This window comes from Leisingera aquimarina DSM 24565, from assembly GCF_000473165.1.
Lineage (GTDB): Bacteria > Pseudomonadota > Alphaproteobacteria > Rhodobacterales > Rhodobacteraceae > Leisingera > Leisingera aquimarina.
Genome location: NZ_KI421504.1, coordinates 1,747,587 through 1,764,314 on the forward strand (window position 1 = coordinate 1,747,587; position 16,728 = coordinate 1,764,314).

Annotated in this window: 9 protein-coding genes; 4 read left to right on the plus strand and 5 right to left on the minus strand. The window is 59.9% G+C overall.

Annotated elements, in window-relative coordinates:
* Positions 1 to 143: 143 nt before the first annotated feature.
* Positions 144 to 2,477, minus strand: a complete 2,334-nt coding sequence (locus AQUI_RS0112740; RefSeq protein ID WP_027257853.1) for a methyl-accepting chemotaxis protein — start codon at positions 2,475 to 2,477, stop codon at positions 144 to 146.
* Positions 2,478 to 3,018: 541 nt separating this feature from the next.
* On the opposite strand from AQUI_RS0112740, the gene AQUI_RS27860 reads away from it, so the two are divergent.
* Positions 3,019 to 3,732 (plus strand): trypsin-like serine peptidase, encoded by a 714-nt coding sequence (locus tag AQUI_RS27860; RefSeq protein ID WP_027257854.1) that lies wholly within the window; start codon positions 3,019 to 3,021, stop codon positions 3,730 to 3,732.
* Between the two features lie 69 nt (positions 3,733 to 3,801).
* On the opposite strand, the gene AQUI_RS0112750 is transcribed toward AQUI_RS27860, so the two are convergent.
* The 4 genes from AQUI_RS0112750 to AQUI_RS0112765 all read right to left on the minus strand — a co-directional run bounded on the left by AQUI_RS0112750 (position 3,802) and on the right by AQUI_RS0112765 (position 11,166).
* The gene (locus tag AQUI_RS0112750; protein ID WP_027257855.1) at positions 3,802 to 4,980 is read right to left on the minus strand and encodes an HlyD family type I secretion periplasmic adaptor subunit; all 1,179 of its coding nucleotides are present in this window, start codon (positions 4,978 to 4,980) and stop codon (positions 3,802 to 3,804) included.
* A complete protein-coding gene (locus AQUI_RS0112755) occupies positions 4,977 to 7,283 on the minus strand; it encodes a type I secretion system permease/ATPase (RefSeq protein ID WP_027257856.1) in 2,307 nt (768 codons plus the stop codon). Before AQUI_RS0112755 ends, AQUI_RS0112750 begins: the two co-directional genes overlap by 4 nt.
* On the minus strand, positions 7,280 to 8,569 hold the full coding sequence (locus AQUI_RS0112760) for a TolC family protein (RefSeq protein ID WP_027257857.1): 1,290 nt from the start codon (positions 8,567 to 8,569) through the stop codon (positions 7,280 to 7,282). The genes AQUI_RS0112755 and AQUI_RS0112760 overlap by 4 nt, the downstream gene beginning before the upstream one ends.
* A 71-nt stretch (positions 8,570 to 8,640) precedes the next feature.
* On the minus strand, positions 8,641 to 11,166 hold the full coding sequence (locus tag AQUI_RS0112765; protein ID WP_027257858.1) for an Ig-like domain-containing protein: 2,526 nt from the start codon (positions 11,164 to 11,166) through the stop codon (positions 8,641 to 8,643).
* Positions 11,167 to 11,896: 730 nt separating this feature from the next.
* Between AQUI_RS0112765 and AQUI_RS0112770 the strand changes: the two genes are divergently transcribed.
* Genes AQUI_RS0112770 through AQUI_RS0112780 form a run of 3 tightly spaced genes read left to right on the plus strand, consistent with a single transcriptional unit; the run spans position 11,897 to position 16,688 of the window.
* A complete protein-coding gene (locus AQUI_RS0112770; RefSeq protein ID WP_027257859.1) occupies positions 11,897 to 13,831 on the plus strand; it encodes a PrkA family serine protein kinase in 1,935 nt (644 codons plus the stop codon).
* A gap of 18 nt (positions 13,832 to 13,849) precedes the next feature.
* Positions 13,850 to 15,187, plus strand: a complete 1,338-nt coding sequence (locus tag AQUI_RS0112775; protein ID WP_027257860.1) for a YeaH/YhbH family protein — start codon at positions 13,850 to 13,852, stop codon at positions 15,185 to 15,187.
* Positions 15,174 to 16,688, plus strand: coding sequence for a SpoVR family protein (locus AQUI_RS0112780; RefSeq protein ID WP_027257861.1), 1,515 nt, complete (start codon positions 15,174 to 15,176; stop codon positions 16,686 to 16,688). Before AQUI_RS0112775 ends, AQUI_RS0112780 begins: the two co-directional genes overlap by 14 nt.
* The last annotated feature ends 40 nt before the right edge of the window (positions 16,689 to 16,728 follow it).

Consider the following 16,728-nt stretch of genomic DNA (forward strand, 5'->3'; position numbering starts at 1 on the left):
CGCTCAGAATCGTTTGCGGCGGACAGAGCGGCGGCGTCAGCCCATTGCGGTACGGAGAGCGGTGGCAGGCTTTTTTAGAGCGACGCGGAACACAGAAACAGGTATTTTCGGGCCATCAGGAGACTCAGTTCTTGCGGCTGGGGTCAAAAGTTCTCCCATTTGGCGATACCGTCCGTTCCTGTTGCTGCGGACGCGAAGGACTGATCTGTTGTGAATGTATCCGCCGCTGAATTGTCCGCGCGAATGCTGCTCCCGGCAGGCTTTCGAATGCTCTGCGCAGTCTGCGATTGGCCTTTGATCGTGAAATGCGCCACAAGTTCTGCCAGTTTGCCCGCATCGCTGTTCAGCATGTGCCCAGCGGCGGTTGCCTGTTCCACCATAGCGGCGTTCTGCTGGGTCACTTGATCCAGCTGAGTAACACCGGTGTTTATCTCATGCAGGCCTGTCGACTGCTCCGCAGCCCCTTCGGCAATGCGGGAGACAAGCTCTGTGATATGAGCAACCCGCGAGACAATGCTCTGCAGCGCCTCGCCGGCCTTGCCGACCAGATCGACCCCGCGCTCCACCTGTTTGGAACTGTCGCCGATCAGCGTTTTGATCTCCATTGCCGCGTCCGAAGACCGCTGTGCCAGCGCCCGCACTTCAGAGGCGACCACGGCAAATCCCTTGCCGGCTTCGCCTGCCCGCGCGGCCTCGACGCCTGCATTCAAGGCCAGCAAGTTGGTCTGGAAGGCGATGTCGTCAATGACAGAAATGATCTGCGAAATGTGGTTCGAGCTCTGCTCGATCCCGGTCATTGCGGAAACGGCGTTCCGGACAACGGAATCGCTGGCCTCAGCTTCTGAACGCGCTTCGTCCATGGTGGCCTCGACGCTGCGGGCGCCGTCTGCGGCGGATTTCACTGACGCAGTCAGCTCATCCAGCGCCGCGGCCGTCTGTTCAAGCGTTGCTGCCTGGCTTTCGGTGCGGTGCGACAGATCATCAGATGCTTGACTGATCTCCGCAGCGCCGTTGCGGATACTGGCAGAAGCTTCGACAACCTTCTGCACGGTCTCGTTCAGGGTTTCGAGCGTCAGATTGAAATCAAAGCGCAGTTGCTCGTGATCCTGGGGGAATGTTTCGGTGATCGGCTGGGAAAAATCACCGGTCGACAGCCTGACCAGCCCGGCGCTGAGGCTTTCGACCACCGTTTGCTGATCCCGCTGCAGCTTGTTGCGATGTTCCTCGGCACTGCGGGCCTGTTTAAGGTCTGATTGCATCGAGACAAGCGTCTTGCCGATTTTGCCGATCTCATCGGACCGGTGAGCTGCTTCGACATCGATCTCCAGATTTCCTGACGAAACCGCTTCCATATCTGTGCAAATACGGTCGATCGGCTTTGTGACCGAGCGCGCAAACAGCCAGCCCGCCAATGAAACCAACGCTGCACAGGTGAGGGAGATAAGGATCATCATCCGCCGTTGCGTTACGGCCGGCGCCAGTATTTCCACCCGGTCAAGCTCCGCGACCAGCGCCCACTGGAGGTTGCGGAAGGCCACTGGCATTGAAACGGCGGCAACTTCCCGGCCATCGGCCCGGGCAATTGAAGGGTAAAACTTTCCAGCAGCTCTGGGTTCTTCGTCTCCGGTCGGCACGGGCGCTGCGGCAAAGGCACCTTGCATATGGGGCAGAGGCGGCAATTCCTCCAGTAGGGCATGCCCGCCTTCCAGCCGGGAAGGAGTCCGGGCCTTGAGATCTTGCCCGGCAAGGTAAACGTCCAGAGTGTTCAGCTCCCCGGTGTAGCTGGAGGTGATTCCGGCGATGCCGTCAATTGCGACCTGCAGCGCAAAGACACCAATGTAGCGCCCGCCGCTGTCCACGATACGGGTGGCGGCAAATGCCGCGGGAGCACTGGCACTGGGTTCATAAGTTGAGATGTCGGAAAAATAGACCGTGTCTTTCTCACCAGCCGCAGCCAGCTGGAAAGCATGGGCAAGACCAGACTCCTTGAAGGGGCCGGTAGACATGTTCGTCGTGTAATCGGCTTCCTTGGCGACAGAAAAGATAACGTCGCCCGACGGGTCGATCAGGAATATGTCGTAAAACCCAAGCCGCTCCATCATCTTTTTGAAGGCCGGGTGGTTGCGTTCGAAGTGAACGTCATATGGCGAAGCAGCAGAGGCAAACATCGAAAGATTCTGAACTGCATCTTGCCCGGAGCCTTCACGTGTGCCCCAGGTCACCGCAAGGTCTTTCATGGCCTTGGCGGTTGATGGGACTGAAGAAATTGTCAGGATCGCGGCTTCGATGGACGCGAGATAGGACTGCAACGCCGCCTCGCGGTCCTGTATCATCGATTGCATGAATATTTCGGCATCGTGAACAACACTGCGCCGGAAGTAACTGCTGCTGAAAGCAATCAGGACAATTGTCAGAGTGAGTGCGGAACCGATGACAAGCATCGGCAGCTTGTGAGCCAGTTTCAAGGAACGGAACATTTCTAACTTGCGACCTCCGGAACGCATCCGCCGGGCGGTGGATGCAGGCATTGATAATTGGCTCAATACAACGCTAGATAGATTTTTAATCCGTTAAGACACCTGAGATTTCCAGGAATGAGTTGGGCAGGCAGCATCGGTTCCGGATAAAGAGCGTTAACCATTTGGGCAGCATCGCAGCCAGCGGGCAGATGTGTCCGGTGCACGGTTCTGCTTCGAAAGCGCGGAAATCGTTAACGTATCCGAAAATTGAGAGCCTCGATTCGGGGGGGGAGCCCGGATCGAGTGGTCTCAGGCCGGTGAACGGCTACGGAATTCTCCTTGTTTGTTGATGGTTTGGAAAAAATATTAACGAATTGTTCACTTTCTCTGGCGCTGCGGGGGGCTTTTTTGCCATGGTTAAGCATCAATAACCGGGGGGTTAGGGAATTGTTAACGCTGCCACATTCTGTCCATGAATCCGTCTCAGCCTGGCAACATTGGGCCTCATTCCAGCCGCACGCCTGAATAACGATGCGTCTGTGGGAAGCTGGAGTGGATAATGAGACTTCTTATTGCTGCGATTGCGGCGTGCCTGTCTTTGGGCATGCCCGATGGCGTGACTGCGGATGGTTCGCGGTCCAACGTCAGATCAATGGAAGGGTGGGAGGCCGTAGGACGGCTGAACATCTCCAACAAAAACATGTGCACCGGGGCGCTTGTCGCACCAGACTTGGTGCTGACGGCGGCGCATTGCCTGTTCGATCCCAGGACGGGCGCGCCGGTTGACCCGTCCACCATCAGGTTCGAAGCGGGCCTGTCCGGGCGGCAGGCCGTGGCCCTGCGGCAAGTGGTGAAAGCGGTGATGCACCCGCAGTACCGTTACCGGCCTGCAGGCACCCATCAGATCGGCAGCGATCTGGCGGTGCTGAAACTTGACCGGCCGATCAGCCGCAGACAGGTTCAGCCGCTGACAATGTCCAGCGGCGCGGCGCGGGGGGATATCCTGGGTGTTCTGTCCTACACCCGCAGGCATGCGACCCGGCCTAGTCTGGAGCGGTCCTGCAGCGTCCTGGCGCGGCAGAGCCGGACCTTGGTGATGTCCTGCTTGGTGGATTTCGGTGCTTCAGGCTCGCCGGTTCTGGAAATGCGCCCAGGATTGCCGCCGCGGCTGGTTTCGGTCATCTCGGCCAAGGCAGCGATGGGCAACCGCCGGGTGTCGATTGGAACGGCGTTGGATTCGACGCTCCGGGATCTGATGCGGCGGGCAGGCTGACGGACCCAGCCATATAAAGCACAGCTTTCTGCCTGCCGCCGAAACCGGGTGCAGGTGTTTTCCTTGGCATCAAGGCTCGCGCAGGGCTTCGCGGGACTTGTAAAGCGGTTTCAGGAGATATTGCAGCACAGTTTTGGCGCCGGTCTGCAGTTCTGCGGTTGCCCGCATCCCCGGGCGGATTTCTATGGTTTGCTGGCGTTCGGTAAAACCGGATTTGTCGACCCGCACCGTCACCCGGTAATAAGGCTCGGCGCGCGGGTTGCGCTCGTCCTCGAAAGTGTCGGCTGAGACGAAATCCACCTTGCCGCGCAGGGAGCCGTAGATGGTGTAATCGTAGGCCGAAAGCTTGATCGTGGCGTCCTGACCGGGTTGGACACTGGCGATGTTCTCAGGCTTGATGCGGGCTTCTACAAACAGCTCTTCGCCCAGCGGGATGATCTCAAGTATCTCTTCGCCGGGACGGATCACGCCGCCGATCGTGGTGACGGACAGGCTGTTGACGATACCGGCCATCGGCGAGGTGATGATGGTGCGGTTCAGCTGATCCACCGCCAAACGCTGCTCCTGGCGCAGGGTGGTGAGCTCGCGCAAAGTCCGGGAGTACTCCTCGGCCTGTTCCAATTCTGCCTGGGTGCCGATCTCGTTGTATTTGGCACGGGCATCGGTGGACAGTTTGCGGGCCTTGTTCACTTCGATCAAGGCCACGATCTTCTGCTTGTAGAGCCGCTCCATATTGGCCAGCTCAGCATTTTGCTGGTCCAGGATCTGTTTGGCGCTGTCACGGCGGCTGGTGAAATCAGTCTGGCGGGCAGTCAGCAGCCCGCGTTCAGAGGACAGGATGCGGGGGGAGCGCTGCGCCAGCATCTCCGGCACCGTGAATTCAAAGGCGCCTTTCATTTGCGCCTCCAGCCGGTAGCGTTTGATTTCCAGCGCGTCGATCTGGTTTTGCAGCTCATCGGCAGCGGCGCGGAATTTGGTATCCTGCAGCTTGGCCAGCACCTGGCCTGCGGTGACGATGTCGCCTTGGCGCACCTGCAGCTCGGCCAGGATGCCACCTTCGAGGTTCTGAACGATTTGCGAGCGGGAAGAGGACACCACCTGGCCCTCGCCGCGGACAATTTCGTCAATCGAGGCAAACGCGGCCCAGATCAGGAAGGTCAGAAGGGCGGCAAGCACCAAATAGATGATGCGGCTGGCGCTGCGCGGAGTCTCTGCGTTGCCGTAGGGGTCGTGCAGGGACATGGTCATTTGCCTTCCCCGGCGGCCAGATGGGCCAGGACCTGATCCCGCGGCCCGTCCACAACCATCCGGCCCGATTGCAGGATCAGGGTGCGGTTGGTCAGCGACAGGATCGGCATCCGGTGGGTCGCGACCACTGCGGTGCGGCCTTCCAGCCAGCTCTCCAGACGGCTTACCAGGGTGCGCTCCAGTGTTTGGTCCAGTGCCGCGGTGGGCTCGTCCAGCAGCACCACCGAAGGATCCTGCAACCACAGCCGTGCCCAGCCGATGGACTGGCGCTGGCCGATGGAAAGGCCATGGCCGCCATCGCTGATTTCCAGATCCAGACCCTTGTGATGGCTGCGCACATGCGCCCCGAGGCCGGCAAATTCCAGCGCTTCCATCAGCCGGTCGTCATCGCGCTCCAGCTGGTTAAGGTTCAGGTTGTCGCGCAGGGTGCCGGCAAACAGGCGCACGTCCTGGCTGAGATATCCGATGTTCGCCCGCAGGTCGCGCGGGTCGATCTGCGCCATATCGGTGCCATCCAGCAGAATCCGGCCGTGATCGGGCGCATAAAGCCCCGACAACAGCTTAAGCAGCGTGGATTTTCCCGAGCCATTGACGCCCAGCACTGCAACCCGCTGACCGGGGGTGACTGCCACGGCCTGCACATCCAGCGTCGGTGCGGCGTCGTCCTCATAGCGGAACAGGATCTCGCGCAGGTCGAACCGGCCCTCGATTTTCTGACGGCGCAGGTAGGTGCGTTCTTTCTCTTTCTCCTGCGGCGCCTGGGCAATGGCGTCCAACCCTTCCAAGGCTGCCTTGACGTTGCTCCAGCGCGCCAAAGTGCCGGCAAATTGCGTGAGCGGCGCCAGGGTGCGGCTGGTCAGGATGCCGGTGGCGATGATGGTGCCGACGGTGAATTCGCCTGCAAACACCAAGAGCGTGCCCAGAACCACAGCGGTGATATAGGTCGCCTGCTGGACCCCTTGCGACCAGTAGGTGAGGGCGCTGGACAGTTTGCGCTGCTCGGTCGCGGAATGCGAGGACAGGGTGTTCAGCTCATCCCACAGGCGCAGCACCCGTTCCTCACCGCGCTGGGTTTTTACGGTGTCGAGTTCGGTGACAACCTCATGCAGCAGCCGCCCGGCCTTGGCGTTGGCGCCTTGGGTCTGGCGGGTCAGGGCGATCATCTTCTTCTGCATGAAATAGGCAGGCAGCAGCATCAGAATGCCGCCGGCGACAATCACCCAGACCACCGGCCCGGCAATCGAGGCCACCAGCAGCAGGAAGACGGCGATAAAGGGAATATCTGCCAGGGTCGAGATGGTGGAGGATGTAAAAAACTCCCGCACCGATCCGAAATCGCGCATTGCTGCGAACAGGCCGGACGGCGGCAGCGGTTTCTTGTCCGAGCGCATGCCGATCAGGCGGCGCATCAGATTGTGCTGCACCGACAGCTCGATCTGGCGGCCGGCGGCATCGGTCAGCCGGGCACGGGCCAGTTTCAGCATTGCCTCCAGCGCAATTGCCAGAAAGGCACCGACCGCCAGTACCCATAGGGTGGCTTGCGATTGGTGCGGCACCACCCGGTCGTAGACCTGAAGCGAGAACAGTGCGACCGAAACCGCCAGTATATTGGCGACCAGCGAGCCCAGCATGATCTCGCCGACCTGGCGGCGGTATTTCGGAAACTCACTCCAGAACCAGTGGCCGGGATCGATCTGCGGCGTGTGTTTTGCCGCCATCTGCTTGAGCGAGGGGCGGGCCGACAGAACGGTGCCAGTGAAATAGGGACTGAAGTCTGCCAGCGGCACTTCTGTGCGGTTGTCTGCGCAAGAGGTGTCGTAGATGGTCAGTGTTTCTTCGGCCTGGCTCAGCACCAGCACGCATTGGCCGCCGGACATGACCGCAAGCGCGGGCCAGAGGGCCGGGTTCAAGGTTTGCTTTTCCAGGATCTTCGGCTGCAACCCGGTGGTGTGCAGCGCCTTGGCCAGTGAATGCAGCGACAGGTCGCCGGGTGTTTCGCTCCACAGGAAGGCGGCGACGTCGCTGACCGGCACTTCGCTGCCCTTCAGAGCGGCCAGGGTGGCAATCAGGCTGGAGCGGTGCTGAATGCGGGTTGCTGCGCCCTCCAGCAGCGAGCCGACTTCTGGCTGGGTGTCCTGCGGCGGGGCTTTTGGCAGCGGATTGGCATCCGGCGCGGCGGCGGGCGTGTTGGCTGGCTGCATTGCCTGCGGTGTTCCGGTCCCGGAGGCAGGCACTGCCCGCAGCACCGGCTTTTTGCCGGAGGCGGGCAGGGGGCGGGGCGGCTTTTGCGTTGTGTCGGTCAAATCTTGTCCCCATCGGCCAGCAGCCCCAGGTCGCGTGCCAGCTGCAGCTGGATCAGCACCACCTCGTATTTTGCGTCGATATAGGCCTGTTCACGGCGCACCAGCTCTTCATAAACCTGGATCACCTCCATCACCGGGCGCTGGCCCGCTTCGAATTGCTTTTGGAACAGGCCGTAAGTCTCGCGGCTGCGGCGCACCAGCGCGGCGGTCTCACCTTCCTGGCGCCGGTAGGACGCAATTTGCTGGACCTGGCGGCTATAGGTGCGGCGGGCAATCTCCTCGGTCTCGCCAATCTGACGGGTGGCGGCCTCCTTGGAGGCTTCCAACGCTTGAATGGCGGCGGGTGTGCCCAATCCCAGCGGCTGGCCAACGCCCAGGGTCAGCCCAGCGCCCGATCCGTCGGAGGTCACATTGCCTGAGGCCGCAATCTGGGGCAGCAGCCCGGCGCGCCCGGACTTGGCCTGGGCGATGGTGCGGTCCGCTTCGGCGCTTGCCTTCAGCACGGCCAGGAACTGCACCTGCTCCGGCGGTGTGGCAATTCCCAGATGCGAAGGCTTTTGCGCAAAGGACTGGCCGGTCATCGCCTGCAGTTCCGCGCGCGCGGTTGCAGCGGCGTCATGGGCGGTGGCCGTGGCAGTGCGGATGCCGCTGATCTTGCTGTCCACCACGTTGAGGTCGGCGCGGTCCGACACGCCGCCGTCGACACGGCCCTGCACAATGCGGCGGAATTCCTGCATCCGGCGCAGGGCACGGTTGCCATAGGCGGCCTTTTCATCGCCGCGTAAAGCAGCTGCATACAGCCCGACAGCGGTTTCGACGCGGCTGTTCATGTCCTGGGACAGGCTGACGGCGGCCACCTCGACATCGGCGGCGGCAAAGGCGCGCTCGGCCTTGCGGCGGCCATTGTCAAACAGCACCTGCTCAATCAGAAGGCCAGCCACCAAATCCCCCAGATCGGTCAGGCTGACGGATGGGCCAAGGGTTGGCAGCCAATTCTTGGAGGCGGCTTCGGCGCGCAGCTTGGCGCTGATCAGCTCTGCCTCGGCGGCACGGGAGGAGGCGGAAATTGCGGCCTCGGCCACTTGCCCATAGGCGCTGTCCTGCGCCAGCAAGGAACGGCGCTCCATCAGTTCCCGGATCACCTCGGAGGAGGCCTCGCCGGATTGCGTGAAATTGCTGCGCGGCGCGGTTTCCGCGCTTTCTCCGCCGCCGGACGGCAGCGTCTGGGCGCAGGCCGACAGGCTGCACATCACTGCGATGGCGCAAAAAAAGCGTCCCGGTTGCATCCTGCCATATGCCCTTTGTTTTAGGCTTTTGATGTATTGGGCCCGGCGGAAATGACCGCCGGGCCGATAGATCAGATCACGACGTTAACGTCTTCATCCACGGACAGCGTGGTGCCGTCATCGCCGATTGTGTAGACATTGTAAGTCTCGCCATCGACAGTCTCGGTGCCCGCAGCGGTGGCCCCGGTAATGGTGAGCGTGTCGTCAGCTTCCCCATGCACGGTGAGCTTGTCGGAATTGCCCGACAGCGCATTGATATCGGCTTCGGTCAGGGTCAGGTCGACGGCATCGGCATGAACCAGGTTCAGCTCGTCGATGTTGAACTGCGAGAGGCCCGAATGATCCAGGACAGCAGCGCCTGCACCATCTTCGAGCACCACCATAGTACCGGAGCTGTTGCCCGCGTCATCCACCCGGTTCACAACAAGGTGCGAGCCATCCGGCACATCGGCATCGAAATCGTACAGGGTCTGGCCGTTGCCAAGATCGGTTTCGGTGCCGCTGACATCTGAAACACTGCCCGTGCTGGTTAACTCATGGATTGTGTCGCCGGCTTCAAAATCGTCGCTGAAAACGCCGCTGACACTGGTGCCGGTGCTGATCACGTCGCCAATGTTGGGGGCATCGTATTCGGTGTCGACGCTGAATCCCTCGGTCAGGGTCTGCGTGTTGCCTGCCGGGTCCGTAGCCGTGATTTCGGCTGTGGCCTCATAGGTGCCTTCGCGCAGGTCGCCGGCCTCGAACTCGGCAGTCCAGTTGCCGTCCGGATCCACCAGCGCGTTCCGGGTTACACCTTGAATGGTGACTTGCACCGTTGATCCGGGTTCGACTGTGCCGGACATCGAGAGGCCCGCAGCACTTTCCGCAAGGCTCACCACATCATCATCGGTCACGCTGTCCGAGGTGAAAGGCACCACCTCGGTGTCTATTGCCAGGGTGTCAGTGATTTCCGACGTATTGCCCACGGGGTCTGTGGCGGACACAACAACCGCTGCATCGTAGCTGCCCTCGGTAATGTCAGCGGCTGCAAAGGATGCGCTCCAATTGCCGTCCGCATCAACTGTGGCGGTTTCCGTTGCATCACCCAGTTGCACAACAACCGTCGAGCCCGGCTCAACCGTGCCGGTCAGGGTCACCCCGTCGCTGCGTTCGGTCTCGTTGACGATATTGTCGCCCTCAATGCTGCCGGAGTTCAGGGTGAGGGGATCGACCACGGTATCAACATGGAGGTCCGCCGTGGCGGTTGCCGTGTTGCCGGCTTCGTCGGTGGATGTGACGCTGACAGTTGTGTCATATTCACCGGCGGGCAGAGAGCCGGCTTCGAACTCTGCGGCCCAGTTGCCGTCTGCATCCACGGTTGCGGAGCGGGTCACGCCCTCAACGGTGACGCTGACGGTTGCGCCGGCCTCGCCGGTTCCGGTCAATGTCAGACCAGCGGTTGCTTCCGCATTGCTGACAATGTCATCACCGCCCGCCTGGCCATTGTCGATGCCTACGGCCGTGGTCGTATCTACGCGGATCGTGCCGGTGACGCTGTCAGTATTGCCGAATGTATCGGTCGCGGTGACGCTGACCTCCGAGTCATATTCCCCGGAGGCGATTTCCGAAGCTGCGAAGTCAGCGCTCCAAGTCCCGCTTTCGGTCGCGGTAACCGTCCGGGTTACACCTTGGAAAGTGACTTCCACTGTGGCGCCCGCCTCGGCAGTACCGGTCAGGGTCACCCCATCGGCTGCTTCGGCGGCATTGATCATGTCGTCGCCGCCTGCCTGGCCCTCGTCGAGGCCGACCGTGGCAACCGTGTCGATTACGACAGCAGGACCATCCAGGTCGAACTCGGTCCCGTTCGGGTCAACCACATGCACAGAGGTATCATAGTTTCCGTCTTCCGGCAGATCATCGACGGGGAAGGTGACGCTCCAATTGCCGTCATCATCGACGGATGTTGTGGCTGTGGACGTGCCGACAGTGACGGTCACTTCCGACCCCGGTGCGCCGGTGCCGGTGATAATCACCGGTTCGGTGGTGGAACCGGATACAGGGTAGGTGGCATCAGGATCGTCGACTGTCGGGACAATGCCGTTCGTCCCGCCGCCTCCGCCGTCACCGCCGCCTCCACCCACAATTGCCGCCGCGCCGACGACGCCGGCCGCGGCTCCGGCCGCACCCAGCCCGCCGAACAACGGCGCGGCCAGTGGTGCGACCACCGGCTCGATACGGTCAACGTCCAGGAACACCATCTCATCGTAGGCGCTCCACTTGCCGGTCAGATCAAGCGGCTCATATGTGGCAAAGAGCATGCCGCTGGATTTGCCTTCCAGGACAACTTCGGTGAATTCGCCGTCCTGGCTGAGGAACAGGTTCTTCCCGCCGGATGAGCCGTAGGAGTAATAGTTCTCAATCACCAGTTCCTGGCCATTGGCCAGACTGATGTGCAGGTTGCTGCCCTGGCGGGAATAGCTTTCGACATCTGCAGGGCTGAGGTTCAGCGAGATATCCTTGGCATGGGCGGCGTCAATACGTGCCGGGGTGCCTTCGGAAAAGTTCCCATGCTGTGTAGTGCCCGCCATATCGCGGGTAATAAATGCGACCGTGCTCATTGTAATACCACTCATCTGTGCGCTGCGCCGCCGCAAATTGGCAGGTGCTGCGTCGTTCCGTTGCCTGTACGTTTGCCCTTCGACCGTCTTTTGCGGCCATTTTGAGGCCATACTGTGATGATTTTTATTGTGCTGTCCAGTGCTTCAGGGCCGGGCTTCAAGCAATTTGGGCGGCAACCGTGTCTTGAGTGCCGCAGAATTTTTAAGGTTTTTCACGCAGCCGTGATATGGTCGCGCGAGGAGCCGGCACCGGAGGAATTGGCCGACTTGCCTGGTGTTGCGCAGTGCTAACCCTGCTGTCCAGACGCCAGAAGCAGAAGCGCAAAGCTCCTTATGTGCCTGCAGCCGGCAGTGGATACGCGGCGGGACGTCCCGGATTTGCCGCAGCGCAGAAGGCGGTTGCAACACCAGTGATCGCCGCGATGTGATGAAAATTTCCTGCAAAAGTTTCTGGCAATTAATTAAAAGTACACCACTTTCAGATAGTAAGAAGTTCGTAATTGGTGTAAGCTCGAGAGTAAGTATCACGACGCCGCCAGCCTGGTATCCGGGCGCAGGCCGCCGCAAAGAGCGGCCAGCCGGACGTATAACGCCAGAAACGGCGCCGAGCAGAAATCAGAACTCAACACTGACGCGGACACCCATGCCCACGTACTGGGCGTAGTCTGTCTGCGCGCGAACTAACACGCCAGGAGGAACGGCGCCAGATAACCAGGAGGCTTGATTCAAGATGAAAGACATTGCCGAACTTTTTGCAGAGCAGTACGGCGAAACCCGCGAGCAAGAGATGCCGCTGCAGGAGTATTTGAACGCCTGCCGCGACGATCCAAGCCTGTACGCGAACGTCGCCGAGAGGATGCTGAAGGCAATTGGCGAAGAGGAGCTGGTAGACACGTCCAAGGACGCGCGGCTCGGGCCAATCTTTCAGAACCGGACAATCAAGCGCTACAGTGCTTTCCACGACTTCTACGGTATGGAAGACACCATCGAACGGATCGTCGGCTATTTCCGCCACGCCGCACAAGGCCTGGAAGAGCGTAAGCAGATCCTTTACCTGCTGGGGCCGGTCGGCGGTGGCAAATCCTCGCTGGCGGAACGGCTCAAGCGCCTGGTTGAGGATCAGCCGATTTATGTGCTGAAGGCCGGTGATCAGATCTCGCCGATCTTCGAAAGCCCGCTGGGCTTGTTTGACCCGGTCCGCATGGGCAAGATCCTAGAAGAGGAATACGGCATTGTTCAGCATCGTCTGCCGGGGCTGATGTCGCCCTGGGCAGTGCAGCGGCTGGATGAGTTCGACGGCGACATCAACAAGTTCTCTGTGGTGCGCATGTATCCGTCGCGCCTGCGCCGCATCTGTGTGGCCAAGGTCGAGCCGGGGGATGAGAACAATCAGGACATCTCTACCCTGGTTGGTAAGGTCGATATCCGCCAGCTGGAGCATTTCAGCCAGGACAACCCGGACGCCTACAGCTTCTCCGGCGGCTTGAACCGCGCGAGCCAGGGTGTTTTGGAATTTGTCGAGATGTTCAAGGCGCCGATCAAGATGCTGCACCCGCTGCTGACGGCGACCCAAGAAGGCAACTATATGGGCACCGAAAGCTTTGGTGCGATCCCATTCAACGGCCTGATCCTGGCGCACTCCAACGAGAGTGAATGGCAGTCCTTCAAGAACAACAAGAATAACGAGGCATTCATCGACCGGGTGTCGATCGTCAAGGTGCCATATTGCCTGCGGGTCTCGGATGAATCATCGATTTATGAAAAACTGATCGAGTTCAGCGAATTGCGCGATGCGCCCTGTGCGCCGGAGACGCTTAAGATCCTCAGCCGCTTCTCGGTGCTGACCCGCCTCAAGCCGCATGAGAACTCAAACCTCTATTCCAAGATGCGGGTCTATGACGGCGAAAGCCTGAAAGACACCGACCCCAAAGCCAAGACGGTTCAGGAATATCAGGACCGCGCCGGCGTGGACGAGGGGATGAATGGCATCTCAACCCGCTTCGCCTTCAAGGTGCTGTCCACCACTTTCAACTTCGACACGGATGAAGTGGCGGCGGATCCGGTGCACCTGATGTATGTGCTGGAGCAAATGATCAAGCGCGAGCAGTTTCCGCAGGAGACCGAGCAGAAGTATCTTGAGTTCATCAAGACGGAACTGGCGCCGCGCTATGAAGAGTTCATCGGCAACGAGATCCAGAAGGCGTACCTCGAAAGTTATACCGAATACGGCCAGAATGTCTTTGACCGCTATATCTCCTACGCCGATGCCTGGATCGAAGAACAGGATTACAAGGATCCCGACACCGGTCAGCTCTACAACCGCGAAGTGCTGGATGCGGAGCTTTCAAAGATCGAAAAGCCGGTTGGCATCGCCAATCCCAAGGACTTTCGCAACGAGGTCGTGAAATTTGCCCTGCGCCATCGCGCAAACACCGGCAGAAACCCGGCCTGGAACTCCTATGAAAAGCTGCGCGATGTGATTGAAAAACACATGTTCAGCCAGGTCGAGGAGCTGCTTCCGGTAATCAGTTTCGGCAGCAAGAAAGACAGCAAGACCGAAGGCAAACATCAGGAGTTCGTCGAGCGTATGCGCGGCCATGGCTATACCGACCGCCAGGTGCGGCGTCTGGTTGAATGGTACATGCGTGTTAACAAGGCGGGCTAAAGAGGAGCGCTGTGGCATATGCATCATTTCATCGACAGGCGCGCCAATCCGAAGGGCAAGAGCCTCGGGAACCGCCAGCGGTTCCTGCGGCGGGCCCGGGAAAATATTAAGGAACGCGTCGACCAGTCGGTTCGGGGGAAATCGATCCAAAGCGGAAGCGGTGTCCAGGACGAAGGCGAAAAGGTCACAATCCCGACCAGAGGGCTGAAGGAGCCGCGGTTCTTTCACTCCTCCAAGGGCGGCCTGCGCCGCCATGTCCTGCCCGGCAATAAGGATTTTGTTGTCGGCGACACCATCAAGCGCCCGGACGGCGGAGCGGGCGAGGGCGGCCGCAAGGCTTCCGAGGACGGGGATGGTGCGGACGAGTTTTCCTTCACACTCACGCAGGAAGAGTATCTGGAAATCCTGTTTGAGGGGCTGGAGCTGCCGGACTTAGTGGAAAAGGCCACGGTGGAGACCGAAACCATCGGCACCCGCCGGGCCGGCCTGACCACTGCGGGCACGCCCAATAACCTCAATCTGGTGCGCACTATGCGCAACTCTCTGGGGCGCCGGATCGCATTGCAGCGTCCGACCACCAAGTCGCAGCGGGATTTGGAAGAGCAGATCGCTGAGCTGGAAGCGCTGGAGGAACGCAGCCCGCCGCAAGAGGCATTTCTGGCCGAATTGCAAAAGAAACTCGAAGGCATCCTCCGCAAGCGTAAGGTTGTCGGGTATATCGACCCCCTGGATCTGCGGTATGATACCTTTGTACCGGAAAAGATCCGCAATTCCCGGGCGGTGGTATTCTGCCTGATGGATGTCTCAGGCTCCATGCAGGAACGGGAAAAGGATCTGGCCAAGCGGTTCTTCCTGCTGCTGCACCTGTTCCTGGAACGCTGCTATGAACACACCGAACTGGTTTTCGTGCGGCACACCCACCACGCCCAGGAAGTCGATGAGGAGACGTTCTTCTACGCCCGGGAAACCGGCGGCACCATTGTGTCCACCGCGCTGGAGAAGATGAAGGAGATCATCGAGGAGCGTTACCCACCGGATGAATGGAACATCTATGGGGCCCAGGCCTCCGACGGTGAAAATTTCGGCAATGACTCGGTGCGCTGCAAAAACCTGCTGCTGAACGATCTGCTGCCGGTCAGCCAGTTTTATGCCTATGTGGAAATCGTTGATGAGGCGGCGGAAATGCTGCTGAACAATCCTGAAGCGGGCGAAGACCTGTGGCAGAACTACCGCGAGGTGAAAGGCCAGGCGCAGCATTTCGAAATGCAGCGGGTCTCGCAGCCCGGCCACATCTATCCGATTTTCCGGGAGTTCTTCCTCCCCAAGGTGAAAGGGGCGCAGAATGCAGGCAGCTGAAAAGGCGCGCAAGCCGCTGTTCGACGGGCCGGAGTGGACCTTTGAACTGATGGAAACAGCGCGCGACGCGATTGAGGAGATCGCGCTGGGCGACCTTGGGCTGGATGTTTATCCCAATCAGATCGAAATTATTTCAGCCGAGCAGATGCTGGATGCCTATTCCTGTGTCGGCCTGCCGCTGATGTATCAGCATTGGTCCTTCGGCAAGCATTTCGCCCGCGACGAGGCGCTGTACCGCACCGGCCGTCAGGGTCTGGCCTACGAAATCGTTATCAATTCGAACCCCTGCATCAGTTATAACATGGAAGAAAACACCATGGCGATGCAGACGCTGGTGATGGCCCATGCGGCCTTTGGGCATAACCATTTCTTCAAGAACAACTATTTGTTCCAGCAGTGGACTGATGCCGCGGGTATTCATGATTACTTGGCCTTTGCCAAGAATTACATCGCCGCTTGCGAAGAACGGTATGGCCCTTGCGCAGTCGAAGAGGTGCTGGATGCGGCCCACGCGCTGCAGTCCCAAGGCGTGTTCCGCTACGGGCGCCCGCCCAAGCCGACCACCGAGGAACTGGTGGCCATGCAGAAGGTGCGCGAAGGCTATGAAAGCGGCCAGAGCGTGCTGGATATCTGGACGGATACGACCCTTGGCCGGGACAAATTGGAACTGGTTGAGGATGCCGATTTCAGTGCGCGCCGCAAGCAGATGAACCTGCCGCAGGAGAATGTGCTTTATTTTCTGGAAAAGCACAGCCCGGTGCTGGAGGCCTGGCAGTGTGAACTCCTGCGCATCGTGCGGATGCTGGCACAGTATCTCTATCCGCAGAAACAGACCAAGGTGATGAACGAGGGCTGCGCGACCTTCGTGCACTACTACATCATTAATAAACTCTATGGGCAGGGTCAGATCACCGAAGGCGCCTATATGGAGATGATGCACAGCCACACCAACGTGGTGCTGCAGCCGGAATTTGACGATCCGCGTTTCTCCGGCCTCAATCCTTATGCGCTGGGTTTTGCGATGATGCAGGACATCCGCCGCATCTGTCAGGATCCGACCGATGAGGACCGCGAGTGGTTCCCCGATTTTGCCGGTGACCCCGACTGGCGGAAAGTGATGCGCGATGCATGGGCGAATTATCGCGATGAAAGCTTTATCCAGCAGTTCCTGTCGCCGCATCTGATCCGAAAATTCAAACTGTTCACGCTGACCAATGACGCCGACTTGCCCAATCTGGTCGTGAGCCAGATCCACAACCGTGCAGGATACAAAGCGATCCGGCGCGACTTGGCAAAACAATATGACCTGGCTTACCTGGAGCCGGATATTCAGGTGACAGACGCGGATTTGCGCGGTGACCGGGAATTGAAGCTGACCCACACTGTTCGCGACGGCATCCATTTGGATGAGGAGGACCAGGAGGAGGTGCTGAAGCACCTGCGCCGCCTTTGGGGGTACGATGTTAGTTTGGACGCGGTGGAGACCGCCTGCGAAAACTGACGCTCTTCACAGGGCTGCATCCGGCATTTGAACGGCAGTC